This window comes from Lysinibacillus fusiformis (assembly GCF_003049525.1).
GTDB classification, from domain to species: Bacteria; Bacillota; Bacilli; order Bacillales_A; family Planococcaceae; genus Lysinibacillus; species Lysinibacillus fusiformis.
In genome coordinates, this window is sequence record NZ_PYWL01000001.1 from 423,974 (window position 1) to 441,355 (window position 17,382).

Annotated in this window: 16 protein-coding genes; 5 read left to right on the forward strand and 11 right to left on the reverse strand. The window is 37.1% G+C overall.

Annotated elements, in window-relative coordinates; translation table 11 throughout:
- Positions 1-78: 78 nt before the first annotated feature.
- The 4 genes from lpdA to pdhA are packed head-to-tail and all read right to left on the reverse strand — an operon-like array spanning position 79 to position 4,981.
- Positions 79-1,494 carry a dihydrolipoyl dehydrogenase gene (gene lpdA / locus C9J29_RS02135; RefSeq protein WP_107921531.1) on the reverse strand — a complete coding sequence of 472 codons (1,416 nt, stop codon included), beginning with the start codon at positions 1,492-1,494 and terminating at the stop codon, positions 79-81.
- A gap of 5 nt (positions 1,495-1,499) precedes the next feature.
- Positions 1,500-2,837 (reverse strand): dihydrolipoamide acetyltransferase family protein, encoded by a 1,338-nt coding sequence (locus C9J29_RS02140; protein WP_089985246.1) that lies wholly within the window; start codon positions 2,835-2,837, stop codon positions 1,500-1,502.
- Positions 2,838-2,884: 47 nt separating this feature from the next.
- A complete protein-coding gene (locus C9J29_RS02145) occupies positions 2,885-3,862 on the reverse strand; it encodes an alpha-ketoacid dehydrogenase subunit beta (RefSeq protein WP_008174017.1) in 978 nt (325 codons plus the stop codon).
- A 3-nt stretch (positions 3,863-3,865) separates the two neighbouring features.
- Positions 3,866-4,981 carry a pyruvate dehydrogenase (acetyl-transferring) E1 component subunit alpha gene (pdhA, locus tag C9J29_RS02150; protein ID WP_008174019.1) on the reverse strand — a complete coding sequence of 372 codons (1,116 nt, stop codon included), beginning with the start codon at positions 4,979-4,981 and terminating at the stop codon, positions 3,866-3,868.
- 394 nt (positions 4,982-5,375) lie between these two features.
- On the opposite strand from pdhA, the gene def reads away from it, so the two are divergent.
- Positions 5,376-5,933, forward strand: coding sequence for a peptide deformylase (gene def, locus C9J29_RS02155; protein WP_008174021.1), 558 nt, complete (start codon positions 5,376-5,378; stop codon positions 5,931-5,933).
- Between the two features lie 65 nt (positions 5,934-5,998).
- Here def and phnX read toward each other — a convergent pair whose 3' ends face one another.
- The 5 genes from phnX to C9J29_RS02180 are packed head-to-tail and all read right to left on the reverse strand — an operon-like array spanning position 5,999 to position 11,265.
- Positions 5,999-6,802 carry a phosphonoacetaldehyde hydrolase gene (gene phnX / locus C9J29_RS02160; protein WP_107921532.1) on the reverse strand — a complete coding sequence of 268 codons (804 nt, stop codon included), beginning with the start codon at positions 6,800-6,802 and terminating at the stop codon, positions 5,999-6,001.
- Entirely contained in the window at positions 6,792-7,892 is a 1,101-nt protein-coding gene (locus C9J29_RS02165) for a 2-aminoethylphosphonate--pyruvate transaminase (RefSeq protein ID WP_107921533.1), read from the reverse strand. The genes phnX and C9J29_RS02165 overlap by 11 nt, the downstream gene beginning before the upstream one ends.
- Before the next feature lie 13 nt (positions 7,893-7,905).
- Entirely contained in the window at positions 7,906-8,892 is a 987-nt protein-coding gene (locus C9J29_RS02170) for an extracellular solute-binding protein (RefSeq protein WP_107921534.1), read from the reverse strand.
- Entirely contained in the window at positions 8,889-10,520 is a 1,632-nt protein-coding gene (locus C9J29_RS02175) for an ABC transporter permease subunit (RefSeq protein ID WP_107921535.1), read from the reverse strand. Before C9J29_RS02175 ends, C9J29_RS02170 begins: the two co-directional genes overlap by 4 nt.
- Positions 10,513-11,265: an ABC transporter ATP-binding protein gene (locus C9J29_RS02180; RefSeq protein WP_089985241.1), complete on the reverse strand. Its 753-nt coding sequence runs from the start codon at positions 11,263-11,265 to the stop codon at positions 10,513-10,515. Before C9J29_RS02180 ends, C9J29_RS02175 begins: the two co-directional genes overlap by 8 nt.
- 151 nt (positions 11,266-11,416) lie before the next feature.
- Here C9J29_RS02180 and C9J29_RS02185 point away from each other — a divergent pair, with 151 nt between their 5' ends.
- On the forward strand, positions 11,417-12,184 hold the full coding sequence (locus C9J29_RS02185) for a DeoR/GlpR family DNA-binding transcription regulator (RefSeq protein ID WP_090002024.1): 768 nt from the start codon (positions 11,417-11,419) through the stop codon (positions 12,182-12,184).
- 51 nt (positions 12,185-12,235) lie between these two features.
- On the opposite strand, the gene C9J29_RS02190 is transcribed toward C9J29_RS02185, so the two are convergent.
- Positions 12,236-13,006 carry a Cof-type HAD-IIB family hydrolase gene (locus tag C9J29_RS02190; protein WP_008174033.1) on the reverse strand — a complete coding sequence of 257 codons (771 nt, stop codon included), beginning with the start codon at positions 13,004-13,006 and terminating at the stop codon, positions 12,236-12,238.
- A gap of 433 nt (positions 13,007-13,439) precedes the next feature.
- Between C9J29_RS02190 and C9J29_RS02195 the strand changes: the two genes are divergently transcribed.
- The 3 genes from C9J29_RS02195 to C9J29_RS02210 all read left to right on the forward strand — a co-directional run bounded on the left by C9J29_RS02195 (position 13,440) and on the right by C9J29_RS02210 (position 16,463).
- The gene (locus tag C9J29_RS02195; protein WP_008174035.1) at positions 13,440-13,649 is read left to right on the forward strand and encodes a DNA-dependent RNA polymerase subunit epsilon; all 210 of its coding nucleotides are present in this window, start codon (positions 13,440-13,442) and stop codon (positions 13,647-13,649) included.
- Between the two features lie 5 nt (positions 13,650-13,654).
- Complete coding sequence (rnjA, locus tag C9J29_RS02200; protein ID WP_036123644.1) at positions 13,655-15,322, forward strand: ribonuclease J1; 1,668 nt, start codon at positions 13,655-13,657, stop codon at positions 15,320-15,322.
- 337 nt (positions 15,323-15,659) lie between these two features.
- Positions 15,660-16,463, forward strand: coding sequence for a serine/threonine protein kinase (locus C9J29_RS02210; protein ID WP_089985238.1), 804 nt, complete (start codon positions 15,660-15,662; stop codon positions 16,461-16,463).
- Between the two features lie 47 nt (positions 16,464-16,510).
- Here the strand turns inward: C9J29_RS02210 and C9J29_RS02215 are convergent, their stop codons facing one another.
- Positions 16,511-17,344 carry a TetR/AcrR family transcriptional regulator gene (locus C9J29_RS02215; protein WP_107921536.1) on the reverse strand — a complete coding sequence of 278 codons (834 nt, stop codon included), beginning with the start codon at positions 17,342-17,344 and terminating at the stop codon, positions 16,511-16,513.
- Between the last annotated feature and the right edge of the window lie 38 nt (positions 17,345-17,382).

Sequence of the window (17,382 nt, forward strand, 5' to 3'; positions counted from 1 at the left end):
ACTTTAACAAAATTATAGATAATATACAAAAAACGGCTACAAAGCAATTCGCTTTATAGCCGTTTAAACGGTTTTACATTATTTTTTTGCTACAATGTGAATTGGGTTGCCAAGTAATACTTCAGCAGCTTCCATTGTAATTTCCCCTAATGTTGGGTGAGCATGAATTGTTAATGCGATGTCTTCAGCAGTCATTCCGCCTTCAATTGCTAAGCCCATTTCAGCGATCATATCAGATGCACCAGCACCTACGATTTGAGCACCGATTAATAAGCCATCTTCTTTACGAGCAACAAGCTTCACGAAACCTTCTGATTGGTTTAGTGCAAGAGCACGACCATTTGCTGCGAATGGGAATTTCGCTGCAGTGTACTCGATACCTTCTGCTTTTGCTTGTTCTTCGTTGTAACCAACTGTCGCCATTTCTGGATCTGTGAAACATACAGCAGGTACAGCAAGATAATCAACAACTGATTTTTCACCAGCAATTGCTTCAGCAGCAACTTTACCTTCGTAAGAAGCTTTATGTGCAAGCTGAGGACCAGCAACGATATCACCAATTGCATAGATATTTGAAATATTTGTACGACATTGTTTATCAACATTGATTAGACCGCGTTCACCGAATTCAACACCGATTTCAGCAAGGCCCATTTCATCAGTATTTGGACGACGACCTACAGTAACTAATACATAATCAGCTTCAACTTTTTTCTCTTCTCCGCCAACTTCATAAGTTACAACTACGCCGTTTTCTGTTTCTTCAACGCCTTTTGCAGATGCGTTTACTTCGATTTCAACGCCTTTCTTTTTAAGGCCTTTTTTCACGATTTGAGTCATTTGTTTTTCGAAGCCAGCTAAAATATCTTTTCCGCCTTCAATAATTGTTACTTGTGAGCCAAGGTTTGCATAAGCAGATCCTAACTCTGTACCAATGTAACCTCCACCAATTACTACTAATTTACCAGGTACTTCTTGTAAAGAAAGTGCACCAGTAGAATTTAGTACGCGCTCAGAGAATTTGAATGTAGGAATTTCAACTGGACGAGAACCTGTTGCAATAATGACATTGTTAAATGTGTAAGTTTGAGCAGATTCACCATTGATGATACGCACTGAATGAGCGTCAACGAAATAAGCTTCACCTTGTACAATTTCAACTTTGTTCCCTTTAAGTAAGCCTTCAACACCGCCAGTTAATTTTTTAACAACGCTGTCTTTAAATGCTTGTGCTTTTGAGAAGTCTAATTTCACATCAGAAGCGATGATTCCCATGTCATCTGAATGTTTAGCTTGCTCAAAACGGTGACCTACTGAAATTAATGCTTTTGATGGAATACAACCTACGTTTAAGCACACACCACCAAGTACATTTTTTTCAACGATTGTTACTTTTTGGCCAGTTTGAGCTGCACGAATTGCTGCTACATATCCTCCAGGACCTGAACCAATGACAAGAGTATCTGTTTCGATTAGGAAATCTCCTACTACCATTTTTGTTACGCCTCCATTAATAATAATTCTGGCTCACTTAACAAACGCTTCAAGTGATTTAAAGCATTTTGCGCAGTGGCTCCATCGATCATACGATGATCAAAGCTCAATGATAATGCTAACACAGGTGCGGCTACAATTTCACCATTTTTTATTACAGGTTTTTCTGAAATTCGACCAATACCTAGAATTGCTACTTCAGGATGGTTAATTACTGGTGTAAACCATTGACCTCCTGCAGAACCAATATTCGTAATAGACATAGATGCACCTTTCATTTCATGTGGCGCAAGTTTACTTTCACGGGCTTTAGTCGCTAACTCATTGATTTCATTTGACACTGCAAATACAGACTTGCGATCTGCATGCTTGATAACTGGGACAAGTAAACCTTTTTCAGTATCCGCTGCAATACCAATATTGTAGTAATGCTTTTGGATAATTTCTTGTGTTGCATCATCTAATGAGCGATTAAATTCTGGGAATTCGCGTAATGTTGAGATAAGTGCTTTTACTACATAAGGTAAGTATGTTAATTTAACACCTTTTTCAGCTGCGATATCTTTGAATTTTTTACGATGCGCTACAAGAGCTGTTACATCGACTTCATCCATTAGTGTAACATGTGGAGCCGTTTGTTTCGAGTGTACCATTGCTTTTGCAATCGCTTTTCGAATACCAGACATTTTCTCACGAGTTTCTGGGAATTCCCCTTCAAGAACAACTGGTGCTGCTGAAGTAGTAGTTTCTTGTTGAACCGCTTCTTCAACTGTCACTCCAGTTGCTGATTCAGTGTCAACAGTACCTCCACCATTTAAGAAGTTTGTAATATCTTCTTTCAAAATACGACCATTTTTGCCTGAACCTTTTACTTCACGGATGTTTACGTCGTTATCGCGTGCAAATTTGCGGACAGAAGGCATCGCAATCACACGTTTTGTTTCATCAACAACTGTTTCAGCTTTTTCAGGTGCTTGCTCTGGTGCTTTCTCCTCTTTAGCAGGAGCTTTTTCTACGTTCTGACCAGATTCAGCTGTTGCTTGAACTTGTGCTTCAGTTTTCTCTTCAGCGTGACTATCACCTTTTAGCTTTAAGTCTTCATAGCCAGGTGCATCCAATCGGATTAAAACATCGCCTACGACGGCAACTGTTCCTTCTCCTACTAAAACTTCCTCTACTGTTCCTTCAACTGGTGAAGGAATTTCTACTACTGCTTTATCATTTTGTACTTCACAAAGAATATCGTCTTCTTTTACTGTATCTCCAGCCTTGACGAACCATTTCACGATTTCGCCTTCGTGAATTCCCTCGCCAATATCCGGTAATCTGAATTCAAATGCCATGTGTACCCATCCTTTCTATTTACCGATGTTCAAGTTTAGAAGCTTCATTAGAATGTTAAAACTTTTTTTGCTGTTTCCATTACATCTTTGTAGTTTGGTAACCAAACACCTTCAGCTTGTGGGAATGGGTACACAGTATCTGGTGCAGCCACACGAAGAACAGGCGCTTCTAAGCTTAAAATTGCGCGTTCAGTAATTTCTGCTACTACATTTGCCGCGATACCTGCTTGTTTTTGTGCTTCTTGTACAACGATTGCACGACCTGTTTTTTCTACAGACGCAATAATTGTTTCGATATCAATTGGTTGAATTGTACGTAAATCAATTACTTCAACAGAGTGGCCTTCTTTTTCAAGTTCTTCCGCAGCCTTTAAGCTTTCATGAACCATTAAACCGTAAGCAACAATTGTTAAATCTTTACCTTCACGTTTTACATCCGCTTTTCCTAGTGGAATTTCGTATGCTTCTTCTGGTACTTCTTCACGGAATGAACGGTAAAGTTTTAAATGTTCTAAGAAAATAACTGGGTTGTCGTTGCGAATAGATGAAATTAGTAAACCTTTTGCATCGTAAGGTGTTGATGGTACAACTACCGTTAAACCTGGTTGTGCAGTCATTAAGCTTTCTAAGCTATCTGAGTGCATCTCAGGAGTATGCACTCCACCACCGAATGGTGAGCGAATTGTTACTGGTGCGTTGTATACGCCGCCACTACGGTAGCTCATACGTGCTAATTGACCACTGATTGAATCCATTACTTCATAAACGAAGCCGAAGAATTGAATTTCAGGAACTGGACGGAATCCTTGTAGAGAAAGACCGATTGCTAAGCCACCAATACCTGATTCTGCTAACGGCGTATCAAAAACGCGGTCAACTCCGAATTCTTTTTGTAGGCCTTCTGTCGCGCGGAATACCCCACCGTTGACACCTACATCTTCCCCGAATACAAGAACGTTTTCATCATTCTTTAATTCTGTGCGAAGTGCATCTGTAATTGCTTGAATCATCGTCATTTGTGCCATAGGTTATTTCGACTCCTTCTCTTTATAGATTTCATACTGTTCTTTTAAATTAGATGGCATTTCGCCTTTATACATGTTTTCCATCAGCTCTGTTACTTTTTGTTTTGGAGCAGCATCAGCTTTTTTGATAGCTTCTTTAATTTCTTCTTTAGCACGCTCAATGACTGCTTCTTCTTTCTTCTCATCCCATAAGCCTTTTGCTTCTAGGTATTTACGGAAGCGAACAAGTGGGTCTTTTTGAGCCCATTCAGTATCTGTATCAGAAGTACGGTAACGCGTTGGGTCATCCCCAGCCATTGTATGTGGGCCATAACGGTAACACATTGTTTCAATTAACGTTGGACCTTCACCATTAACAGCTCGCTCACGTGCATCACGAGTTGCTACGTAAACTGCAAGCGCATCCATTCCATCTACTAAAATACTTGGTAAACCTGCTGCCACACCTTTTTGAGCGATTGTTTTTGCAGCAGTTTGTAGTTCACGCGGTGTAGAAATTGCATATTGGTTATTTTGTACAATGAAGATCGCTGGAGATTTAAATGCACCAGCAAAGTTAATACCTTCATAGAAGTCCCCTTGCGATGAACCACCATCACCTGTATATGTTACTGCAACAGCTTTTTTCCCACGCTTTTGAATACCTAGTGCAACACCTGCTGCTTGGATAAATTGAGCACCGATAATAATTTGTGGTGCTAGAACATTTACACCCTCAGGTACTTGGTTCCCCATAAAATGTCCACGAGAGAATAAAAACGCTTTATCTAAAGGTAGGCCATGCCACACGATTTGTGGAACATCACGATACCCTGGTAAAATCCAATCCTCTTGTTCTAATGCAAAGTGTGAAGCAAGCTGAGAAGCTTCCTGACCTGCCGTTGGTGCATAGAAACCTAAACGGCCTTGACGGTTCAGTGAGATTGAACGTTGGTCTAAAATACGTGTATAAACCATACGTGTCATTAGTTCAACTAATTCTTCATCCGATAATTTAGGATCTGCCTCATTATTTATAATTTCGCCTTCTTCATTCAAAATTTGAAACATTTCAAACTTATCTTCGATTTCAGTTAGCGTTTGTTTAGCATCAAAAATATTATTGTTTTTCTTGCTCATTTGTCACATCTCCCTTTCAGCTGTATTAAAATAAATCACCTTTTTGACTAGTACAACTTATTCTTGACACTCAGTATACTGAATAAAATACTGTCGGTCAATCATATATTACGGCTATAAACAAAGATTTTTTCTAAAATAACAATTAATCATCTCTGTCCTATACTGTATTACCAATATCAAAAATCTGTATTAGAACACCATTTTTACGCCTTGTAATTCTTAAGTTTTCCAACAGGTTTTCCAATAGTAGAATACCCCATTCTAGAAAATCTAATAGCATTCGAAAAATTTTTTAAGTATATTCAAATAAGGTCTTTTTTCATGTGATTGTTTTTAGACGTGATGTATACTTATAAATAGAGCACTACAAAGATGAAAGGAAGATTACTATATGATTTTAATGGATGATATTATCCGCGAAGGTCATCCGACTTTACGCACGAAAGCAGAGGAAGTTAAATTCCCTTTATCTGATGAAACAAGACAGCTTGCTGAAGATATGCTTCAGTACTTAATTAACAGCCAAGATCCTGAAATGGCAGAAAAATATAATTTACGTAGCGGCATCGGCTTAGCTGCCAATCAAGTAAATAGTCTACAGCGTATGTTTGCACTTCATTTGCAAGATGATGCTGGTGAACAATTAAGCTTCGTAGCCATAAACCCCAAAATTGTCAGCCATTCAGTTGAAAACACATACCTTTCTGCTGGAGAAGGTTGTCTTTCCGTTGATCGTAATGTTCCTGGATACGTCCCACGTCATGCACGCATTACAGTAAAATTTAAAACTATAGATGGGGAAGAAAAGAAAATGCGCCTTAAAGGCTTGTCTGCCATCGCCTTTCAGCATGAATTAGATCATTTGAACGGCATCATGTTTTATGACCGCATTAATGAAAAAAATCCATTTGCTGATATCCCAGAGTCCATCCCATATGAGCGTGACTAAAAGCGAATCAACAAAACAAACCTCAGCATTTACGCAGAGGTTTGTTTTTTCTATGTTCTCAATTTTTATTCGTTCATGTCATTTGCAAGCACTTCATTTATCTTATTAATTAATATAGGTAGGTCTTTCATCGTTTCAATGGTATAGTGTGCACCAGTCTTCTCAAAAATACGTTTTGTTTTTTCAATGGCTTGTTGTTGTTCATCAGCGGTTAAAGCTAAGAACTCTTCTTCAGCCAGTCCCATTTCTGAACTTCCAATAATAACACCAACAGCCCATACACCAGCATTCAAGGCTTCTTTTATATCTGAGGTTGTATCGCCAACCTTTACAACTTGCTTGGTTGATTTCGATCCCAATGCCTCCATATTTCTGAAAATCATATACGGATATGGCCGCCCCTTATCACTCACTTGTGTCGGAGTCACTAAAAAATCTGGTTGATAGCCCTTCATAGCAGCATGTTTTGTTACGACTTCCATCATAAAATCTGTGTAGCCGGTAGTAGAACCAAATCGAATACCGGCTTCTCTTAATTGCTGTACGGTCGCTGTCACATGCTGTATAGGAACTGTGTAGGTTGCCAAAGACTCCATTAATTTCGATTCAAATTGATTGTATAGAACATGTACATCTTCCTCTGAAAAATGCTGATGATGAACTCGTTTCCATTCTTCATTAATCCTTGGCATTTCAAGCATCGTACGAATATGATCAATTTTCAGCATGCCCATAGGTTTACGAGCTTCTTCAAGGGTTACTGTTACACCAGCATCTTCAAAAATCGTTAAAAAGACATTTACAGGGGCAAAGCAACCAAAATCAATTGCTGTACCTGCCCAATCCAAAATTACTGTTTCAATTTTCATTATTTTTCACCACCATATAATTTTCAATGACTTCACATAAGGCCTGCATATCCTCTTCATATATATCACCAATATTACCAATACGGAATGTATCTACATCTGTCAGCTTACCAGGATAGATGACAAATCCTGCCTTTTTCATCTCCTGATAAAAATGTTCAAAAGAAAACTCTTTATGTGGGAACAAATAAGTTGTAATAATTGGTGATTGTAGCTCTTCAGAAATATATGCATCGAACCCTAGTACTGATAAACGAGAACGCAGTAATTGATTATTATCTGCATAACGTTGGTAACGTGCGTTTACTCCGCCTTCTTCCACTAACTCTTCTAACGCCTTTGCAAAGGCCGCTACTACATGTGTCGGCGAAGTAAAGCGCCACTTCCCATCCTTTTTCATTACTTCCCATTGACTATATAAATCTAATGCTACACTGCGTGCTTGTCCTTTGCATTTTTCTAACACCCTTGTTTTAGCAATGACGAACCCAAAGCCAGGAACACCTTGAATACATTTATTCGCACTACTAATACAAAAATCAATATGCGAGTCAGATAAATCCATTGGTACCCCACCAAAGCTACTCATAGCATCTACGATAAATGTTTTGTTGAAAGAACAGACAACTTCTCCGATTTCTTTAATCGGATTTAAAATACCAGTAGTCGTTTCACAGTGTACAACCGCCACATGTGTAATACTTGCATCTTTTTCAAGTAAACCTTGAACTTCTAAGGATGATGGCTGTTCATCATAAGGGACACTATAAACGACATGCGCTAACCTCAACACTTGAGCCATTTCTACAATTCTTTCACCATAAGCGCCATTCGTTATTATTAGCAATTTATCATCTTCACCAACAGCTGTTGTCAGCACCGACTCTACAACAAAACTACCACTACCTTGCATTAGTACTGCTGTATAATCAGACTCATCGACTTGCGCTAAATTTAGGAGTTGCTTCCGAATCACTTGTGTCACATTTTTATAGTCATCATCCCATGTACAGCGATCTTTTAACATTTCCTGTTTGACTGTCTTAGTAGTTGTTAATGGTCCTGGTGTTAATAATTTATAGTTGCTCATTTTCTTTAGCTCCTTATTTTTGCGCTTCTTTAAAGAAAGCTTGGTGTTTTTCTAATAAATCTACTGTCAATGTTGTATCCCACTTTTTTAGATGCGCCGGCACATGCTCAGCCTGTACCTGCTCTTCTTCATAAAGTGCTACTGGATATTGCTCTAAAAAACCATTTCGAGCCTCTGTTGCAATTACCTTTGCCATTTCTTTGGCTAATGTTTCATCTTCCTCTTTATCTACAACAGCTACTGATTCTGTTAGCGTAAAGTTCCCTTCTGTTGGGTCAATATATTCTATTGGTAATCCTTCTTCCTTAGCATCAATTGCTTGAATACGTAAACCAAATCCAGCTGCTACTTCACCTGTCTTCACTTTTTTTATTGGTCCTGACCCAGAGCTTTCAATATGAGGTCCAGCATTGTTAATTAAATCTGCCAAAACCCTTTGCCCCTCTTGCTCACCATATTCTTTAATAATGGCTTGTACTAATAGCCAACCGGTTGAGGAGTCCATTATATTTGGGAATGAGACTAAATCTTTGAAGGCAGGGTCTGTCAAATCTTTTATCGTTTTTGGGACAGGCAAGCCCTTTTGTTGCAAAACATCCGTATTTATAAAAATGGATCCTACATTTCCTAAAATCGGCAATGCATATGTAACACCGCCATCAAGAGGTTTTAAATCCGAAGAAATATCCACAAACATGGATTTAGAAGTTTGTGCGCTTTCTATAAAATAAGAAGCCATCGTTACGATATCCGCTTCAATATCTGTACCTTCAGCCATCATTTTTCCACCCAATTCCGAAGTACCGAACGATTGAATTAAATATTTTCCTTTATAACCTTTTTCATCTAATGTAGATTCCATTACTTCAATTGCCTCATCATCTGCATTAGAATAGATAATTACTTCATCCTTCGAACCTGCTTCTACCCCTCCACATGCAGTTAAAACTATCGCTGCCGCACTAACTGTCCCTAACATCATCACCGTTGATTTTTTCATTTTGAAATCTCCTCCACTTTTTCTTTATGTGCTGTTATATAATCACAACCTAATTTCACAATAAGGTTTGTACATAAAATGAATATCGAAAGTACGAAAATATCGGTATATTTTGCGAAATGCTGAAGCTCTTTTATTCTTGTCGATACAAGCATAGTTTTTGTGCTAACAAGGAAAATAACGCCACTGACCGTGACCATTGCATTTAAAAAATAGTAGCTTAACATTTGATAAATGGTCGGTCTAATATTCGGCAAAATGATACGTATGACTGTTTTTAACCAAGAATCCTTTAATAGCTCCGCCGTCACTTCCCAGGTTGGGTCCATCTTTTGCAATGAATTTTTAGCCATTAAATAAGGAGTTGTAAAGAAATGCACAATATTACAAGCGATAATGATGAGAAATGTACCCTTTAATGAACTTCCATTAAAGAAAAACAAATACGATAGACCAAGCACCATCCCCGGAACTGTGTTAGTGATCATTGAGGCAAGATCTAAGCTTTTTCTTCCTTTCAATGGCGTCCTCGCATTAAGAAGGGCAGACATAAATGTAATGCTTACACCTAAAACAGCTGTTAAAACCGCTACGATAAGGGAATTCACATAAACCTTTGTTAAATCTTTCTCCGCTAACACATTTCGAACATGTTCAAATGTAAAGCTGAACTCATAGGGATAACCCTTCGTAAATGGAACGATAAACATGGTTGAAAAAATGATAAATACGACTGCAACAGAGGCAATTGAATAGAGCGTAAACAGCGTGTCACGAAGACGATGTTTAACAAGTTCACTTCTCCCCGTCTGTTTATAATGAAAATTAAAGCGTTCTAATATCGTTAACATGACGACGCCCAGTATAGCTGGGACAAGCATTAACACTGAAATAACTGCCCCACGCTCAAAATGCACGATAGAACCTAGCATAGCTTGATAAAGTTCAGTGGCAATCACCCTATAATTTCCGCCTACTGATGCAGGAATTCCGAAATCTGTAAAGCTTAAAATAAATGTTAAAATAAACGCACCACCAATTGTCCCTAACATCGGACGGAATACCGTATGATAAAAACGACGGAGCGGACGATCATGCATTAATATAGACACTAGCAAAAATCGTTTATCGATATATTGCATAGAGTTTTGCATGAGAATAAAAGCGACTGGCAATGTGTATAAGATGTAGCCTATCACCAGTCCGTTATATCCATAAATCGTGAAAAGTGGTTGTCCAGCTAATCTTGTTAGGATTCCTTGATTACCAAATGTATAAATCAATACGAAGCCATAGGTGATAGTTGGCAATAGCATAGGCAACGTAATACCTATCTGTACTAGCTTTTTTGTATGGCGATGCATCGTTGTAAAATGAACAGCGTAGGCCAAGAAAAAAGCTAAGATAGTCGTAATGACCGATGCCACAAAAGAAACTTTAAAGCTATTGAAGAAAGCATCACGAATTTCTACATTTTTTAAAGCATCTATATAATGTTGAATGGAAATCTCATTTCCTACTTTCAAGGACTGCCAAAACATATAAATCAATGGCACAACTAAAAAGAATAGGAGAAATAATAGAATTGGTAGAAAGATTAATTTCATCATTTTATTCGTTTTAAGCATATGTTTCTCCAAACAATTGATAGATGTTGTGGCGCTTAATATGAAGCTGTCTTAAAATAAAGTCCTCAATAAATGAATTTTTCGGTGCCTCTACGATTTCATGTGGTGTACCGAATTGAGCAACCGTTCCCTCATTTATGATTAAAACTTTATCCGATAAGGTTAGCGCTTCTTCTGGATCATGCGTCACAATAATCGTCGTCAAATTAAATTCACGAGCAATTGATTTAATACGTTCCTTGATAGATTCCTTAATGACTCCATCAAGTGCACTTAACGGCTCATCTAGCAAAAGTATTTTGGGTTGCATAACAAGCGTTCTAGCAATAGATACACGTTGCTTTTGGCCGCCTGATAATTCGTGAATCCTTTTATGCAGATGCGGAGTCAGTTCTAAAAAATCGATATATTCCTGTACATCTTCTTTGGACATTTGACTATTTTTATTTTTCAACCCATATACAATGTTGTCGTAGGCATTTAAATGAGGGAATAACGCAAAATCCTGAAAAACAATATTGAATCCTCTTTCTTGCATGGATTGCTTCGATATATCTTGCCCATTGTAGATCAGCTGACCACCCGTTTGCTCTGCAAGCCCTAAGATGATATTAAGCAAAGTAGTTTTACCGCAACCACTCGGCCCTAATAAAGATATAATTTCACCTGATTCGATGGTTACATTGATATCTACTAAAACTTGCTTATTTTTATAGCTTTTTGAGATATTTTTTAGTTCTAACAAATTGGTCACCTCTCTCAGTTCTTAGCTTTAGTATAGTGACCATTTGTAAAGGAAAATGCGTTTTCGTGTAAATGTTGAGTAAATTCTGACCAACTGTTGACAAAGTTATGCATACTTTGAGTAAATATCTAATAGAGGTGATGAAATGTATATGATAGAAAGACAACAGCAAATATTACATTTTGTAAGACAGCATAAGGTTGTAAAATTAGTAACACTAACAAAAGAATTCAATGTCTCCATGGAAACAATTCGTCGCGATATTCAACAGCTAATGCAAGACAAGAAAATTGAGAAGTTTTATGGGGGAATTAAATATATTGAACCTGTAGAGGGACTAATTGATCAACGACTACATGAACAGCTAACAGAAAAAATCGCCATCGCTAAAGCAAGTGCTTCTCTTGTTCAAGATGGAGAATGTATTTTTATCGATAGTGGAACAACTACATATCAAATGACACCATTTTTATTGGACAAGGAAAAATTAACAGTCGTGACAAACTCATTGCCGGTAGCTTTCGATCTAATCGGTTCTAATATTGAAGTTATCCTGCTCGGTGGAAAAGTGCGTCACTCCGAAAAATCGGTGACATCGAATGAATTTCTCTTCCACTTTGAACACCTAAATATTAATAAGGCTTTTATTTGCGCTAGTGGGGTATCTCTTGAAAAGGGGATTTCTGATTTTAATCTAGAAGAAGCTATTACTAGAAAAAAAATTATATCCATCTCTCAAACGGTCTATGTCGCTACTGATTCCTCAAAATTTAACAAGGTTGTAGCCATACAAGTATGCCCCCTTGAAGAAGTAGATGTCATTATTACAGACAACGCACTGTCTAAAAAAACGATTCAACATTTTTCAGATAAAGGTATTGAAATAAAACTAGTGAATACTTCTGAAGAACACCAGTAATTTAGCAAAAAAACAACTAGTTGCTATAATTGACAACTAGTTGTTTCTTTATTATATGATGGCAAGCTTGCGCATTATTTTAGCGAGACCATCTTCGTCTACATGATCGGCAATATGATGTGCAATAGCCTTCACTCGTTCATGACCATTTCCCATTGCAACACCTGTCCCAACCGCTTGCAGCATTTCTATATCATTAATGCCATCTCCAAAAGCAATTGCATCCTTTAGTGTGATCCCCATTTTATCCAATACTTTTTCAATTCCTACCGCCTTCGAGCCGCCCTTTGGCAAAATATCGCAAGAATACGGATGCCAACGGACAAATTGGACATTCGGAAACATTTCACAATATAAAGGTTCATCTTTTTCTTCCATAAATATAAGTGTTTGATATACGTCGTTCTGCATATAATAGGATGAATCCAATTCTGGATAAGGATATCTAAGTGTATCCAAGCTTTCTGCTACCATCATATGATCACTAACAGATGCAATCATCCGTTTGTCATCTAAAAATACTACTGGTTCATTACGTGCGTCACCAAAAGCAATAATTTTAGCTAATTCTTCTTTTTCAATACCATTCGTATAGACAACCTCACCCTTGTAAACAACATATTGCCCATTGAAAGTCACATACGTATTAATATCAAGTTCTTCTAGTAATGATTCAATCATAAAAGGTGCACGACCTGTAGCAATCGCCAATTCATAGCCATTATGGCGTGCTTCCAAAAGAGCATTTTTTGCAGATTCAGGTAATTTTTTTTCGCTGTTATAGAGAGTGCCGTCAACATCAAAAAACAAAATTTTATTCATTTTATAATCCCTTTCTATAAATATTACCCATCAAGGTGAATGACTTTACATAGACAATAATTTTTATTATAATGATCCTAAGGAGTGATGTGCCATGCTGAAGAAACTAAAACGAAAATTGTTGAAGCAACTTCGTGGCGTACTCGGAAAAAAATCAATTGCCTAACATTTGCCCTTCATTATTTGAAGGGCTTTTCTTTATTTTAGAGGAACTGCGTGATAATATAAAGGAAATGCATTTATTTGGCTATACGCAACCACTGTCTCACTACTTCCTATTCATTTTATAACATAGTGCACAACCGACGTATTGAGATACAAGAACTACAAACGTACATTTCTTCTTATAAGAAATTCGTTGTTTTCTTGTAGCACGTGTGTGGTAGTAGTCAAAGGTGCAATAAAATTGTACGCAATTAAAGGAGAGCAAACTATGATTTACAAAGTTTATTATCAAGAAAAAGCAAATGAGATTCCAGTTCGCGAAAACACTAAAAGTCTATACCTTGAAGCTGCTTCAGAACGAGAAGTACGTCAAAAGTTAAAAGACCGTAACTACAATATCGAGTTCGTTCAGCTGCTTGAAGGTAACTATTTAGAGTACGAGCAAGCAAGCCCGAACTTCATCTTGGAGGAAATTTAACAAACATGAAGTTTGTTAAAAATGACCAAGCAGCTGTTTTCGCGCTCGGCGGACTGGGCGAAATCGGCAAAAATACTTATGGCGTTCAATTTCAAGATGAAATTATTTTAATTGACGCTGGCATTAAATTTCCAGAAGATGACTTACTTGGCATTGACTATGTTATTCCTGACTATACGTATTTAGTACGTAACGTCGATAAAATCAAGGGACTATTTATTACACATGGACATGAGGATCATATTGGCGGTATTCCTTACCTTTTACGTCAAGTGAATGTCCCAGTCTATGGTGGTAAGCTCGCACTTGGCTTATTACGTAATAAATTAGAAGAACATGGCTTGCTACGTACAACTAAACTCATCGAAATTAAAGAAGATGATGTCATTAAATTTAGAAAAACATCTGTTAGCTTCTTTAGAACAACTCATAGTATCCCTGATGCTTATGGAATTGTTGTTAAAACACCACCTGGTAATATCGTTCACACAGGTGACTTTAAATTCGACTTTACACCTGTTGGCGAACCGGCCAACCTAACAAAGATGGCCGAAATTGGAAGAGATGGCGTACTTTGCTTACTATCAGATAGTACAAACGCTGAAAAGCCTAATTTTACAATGTCAGAGCGTACAGTCGGCAAAAGTATCGATGAAATTTTCCGTAAAGTGGATAGCCGAATTATTTTTGCTACATTTGCGTCAAATATTCACCGTTTACAACAAGCAACAGACGCAGCTATAAAATATGGAAGAAAAATTGCTGTCTTCGGTCGCTCAATGGATAATGCGATTACAATTGGGCGTGAGCTTGGTTATATTAATGCTCCTAAAGATACATTTATTGATGCTCAAAGCATTAATCGACTTCCAGCAAATGAAGTAATGATTTTATGTACAGGCTCACAGGGTGAACCAATGGCTGCATTATCACGTATTGCCAATGGTACTCATCGTCAAATCCAAATACAACCTGGTGATACAGTTATTTTCTCTTCTTCACCGGTTCCAGGTAATACTGTGAGTGTCAATAAAATCATCAATTTATTGTTCCGTGCAGGTGCAGAAGTTATTCATGGTGCATTAAACAATATCCATACTTCTGGTCACGGCTCACAAGAAGAACAAAAATTGATGCTACGTTTAATGAAACCTAAATTCTTTATGCCTATCCATGGCGAATACCGTATGTTAAAAATGCATACACACTTAGCGGAAGATTGCGATGTACCACTTGAAAATACATTTGTTATGGAAAATGGCGATGTATTAGCATTAAGTGCCAATGAGGCACATGTGGCTGGTCGTATCCCTTCTGGTGATGTTTATATCGATGGTAATGGTATTGGAGATATCGGCAATATTGTGTTACGTGATCGTCGCATTCTTTCTGAAGAAGGCTTAGTTATCGTAGTCGTAAGTGTCGATATGGAAAATCAAAAAATTGTTTCAGGTCCTGATATCATTTCTCGTGGCTTTGTCTACATGCGCGAGTCAGGTACGATGATCAATGAAGCTCAAAAAATGCTTAATCGTCATCTGAATGAAACCATTCAAAGCAAAACTCCTCAATGGACAGAGCTTAAAAACGAAATTACAGACGTTTTAGGTCCTTACCTATTTGAAAAAACAAAACGTCGTCCAATGATTCTACCGATTATTATGGAGGTTTAGCCTCATGGAAAGAAGCTATGTACTATGTACATAGCTTCTTTCTTTTTGTTGGACAACAAAAGGTGAATTGTAAATTTACTTATTTTTTATCTTTTTTTGAAACCTCTTTTTTTATTTTTGCGTATATAGTAATAACAACATCAAAAAGGAGCGTTTTTATGCTAGATAAAATTCTTCATTCCCTACTCAATGGTAAATCCAAACGTCACTATTCTTCATCAAGCAGTCGTCGCAAATATTCTAAACGCCATAATTATTATGGGCATAAGCATTATAAACGTAGTTCTCGTAAAAGCTCACGTAGTTTTTTTAGCTCTTTAAGTTTTTTCAGTAGCTAATGTGGTGGAAACGACTTTCAGAAAAAAACTTTGATCATGCCGTAGAGCTTTTCATAGCCGAGCATCCAGATTTCATGTTTAAAAAATTTCTTGGCTTTGGCTCTTATGGTCGTGCGTACCTAATTGAAAATTGCTCATCAAAAGGTCCGTTCGTCTTAAAATGCCTGCGTCCTAAGCATCGTCATCACCAAAAAACGATACATAAATTCAGGCAGGAAATTCAAATTCTACAACAATTATCATTGCCGAATTTACCTAAAGTCCATTCGACTGGAACTATTCAAGATGTGCCTTATTTTATAATGGACTATATAGACGGCCAAACCTTTGAACAGCTTATTTTCCAAGAAGGTATTAAATTTACCGTCGCTCAGTCACTTGAAATAACAAAACAGCTTTTAGAACAAATTATCCTGCTACACAATCATGGTATTGTCCATCGGGATTTGCGTATACCTAATATCTTATTAGTTGATCAACAATTACACATTATTGATTTTGGTCTCGCAACGACATTACAAAAGGCAGTTGATCTTTCTTCCATACAAAACCCGAAGCGAGCTGAAAATCATATTAGTGATCTATATTTCGTTGGCCATTTTCTATTGTTCTTACTTTATTCAGATTTTAAACCAAGTAAAAAGAAAGAGGATGCTTGGCAACAAGAATTGAATTTACCGATTGAAGTGAAGGATTTTCTCGAACGATTATTATGGATTCAAGACCCTTTTAGTAGTGCTTTAGAGGCGTGGCGATCAATGCCCCATTTAATAACACCTTCCATGCATTCGAAAGAAAAATAAAAAATAGAATTGTTCACCCTCTAAAGTGAACAATTCTATCCTACCATTTAAATATTTAAGTATTTTGCACATACATAAGCAATCCAATGATACGCCGGATTAAGTCGTAAATTTTCTATTAGCCCCTTTACGATGGCTTTACTGTATGTTGGCTTTTCTATTTCGAGTTTTAACAGCTCCAATGATTCTTTTTCTATAGAATCCTCTATATTATCAATATTTTGTTCAATTAATTGCAGTAACATTTCCTTTGAAATGTCTTGTTCGCAAGGCTTCGCAATAAAAGTAACAAGTTCCTCTGTAATAAATGGTATCGTCGTATGACGTGCAATAATATCTGTTTTCTCTGCTAAAGATTTCGCAAGTTGTTCTAAATCAAGAGGCATATCTGAAAAGATAAACAGTTCCGCATAGCTTTTCATAAAACCTTTTATACAATACATGACATCGTATTTTGTTTTTTGTAATTTATCCTGATACAGTTGCTCCAGCATATAAATGATAGATTTAGACATCTCTGCTTCATATGCTGTTATTTTATAAAAAAGCTCTTTTTTTGTTAGAAAAACCTTTTCGTTAAAAAATACCCTAGCAGACGCAGAGTGTTCTTTGAAAGCCTTGAAGATACTTTTATAAAATTCAACCAACATCGTTTCTTTGTTATACGTCCTTCTGACTACGCGGTCAACATCTGTAATGAAGTGTTGTAAATGGTAGTCAACCATAGAGATAACAAGCTCATCTTTTGTTTTGAAGGATAAGTAAAACGCACCCTTAGAAATCCCACAACGTTCTGTTATTTGCTGTACAGATGTAGCCTCAAAACCTTGTTCAGAAAACAACTCTAATGCTTTCTCCATAATTAATTGCTTTTTTAACATATTTTTGACTCTCTCCTAATGCATTTCGTTGACAAATG

Coding starts and splice junctions, on each gene's coding strand:
- lpdA (WP_107921531.1), bottom strand. CDS start 1,494: ATGGTAGTAGGAGATTTCCTAATCGAAACAGATACTCTTGTCATTGGT.
- C9J29_RS02140 (WP_089985246.1), bottom strand. CDS start 2,837: ATGGCATTTGAATTCAGATTACCGGATATTGGCGAGGGAATTCACGAA.
- C9J29_RS02145 (WP_008174017.1), bottom strand. CDS start 3,862: ATGGCACAAATGACGATGATTCAAGCAATTACAGATGCACTTCGCACA.
- pdhA (WP_008174019.1), bottom strand. CDS start 4,981: ATGAGCAAGAAAAACAATAATATTTTTGATGCTAAACAAACGCTAACT.
- def (WP_008174021.1), top strand. CDS start 5,376: ATGATTTTAATGGATGATATTATCCGCGAAGGTCATCCGACTTTACGC.
- phnX (WP_107921532.1), bottom strand. CDS start 6,802: ATGAAAATTGAAACAGTAATTTTGGATTGGGCAGGTACAGCAATTGAT.
- C9J29_RS02165 (WP_107921533.1), bottom strand. CDS start 7,892: ATGAGCAACTATAAATTATTAACACCAGGACCATTAACAACTACTAAG.
- C9J29_RS02170 (WP_107921534.1), bottom strand. CDS start 8,892: ATGAAAAAATCAACGGTGATGATGTTAGGGACAGTTAGTGCGGCAGCG.
- C9J29_RS02175 (WP_107921535.1), bottom strand. CDS start 10,520: ATGCTTAAAACGAATAAAATGATGAAATTAATCTTTCTACCAATTCTA.
- C9J29_RS02185 (WP_090002024.1), top strand. CDS start 11,417: ATGATAGAAAGACAACAGCAAATATTACATTTTGTAAGACAGCATAAG.
- C9J29_RS02190 (WP_008174033.1), bottom strand. CDS start 13,006: ATGAATAAAATTTTGTTTTTTGATGTTGACGGCACTCTCTATAACAGC.
- C9J29_RS02195 (WP_008174035.1), top strand. CDS start 13,440: ATGATTTACAAAGTTTATTATCAAGAAAAAGCAAATGAGATTCCAGTT.
- rnjA (WP_036123644.1), top strand. CDS start 13,655: ATGAAGTTTGTTAAAAATGACCAAGCAGCTGTTTTCGCGCTCGGCGGA.
- C9J29_RS02210 (WP_089985238.1), top strand. CDS start 15,660: ATGTGGTGGAAACGACTTTCAGAAAAAAACTTTGATCATGCCGTAGAG.
- C9J29_RS02215 (WP_107921536.1), bottom strand. CDS start 17,344: ATGTTAAAAAAGCAATTAATTATGGAGAAAGCATTAGAGTTGTTTTCT.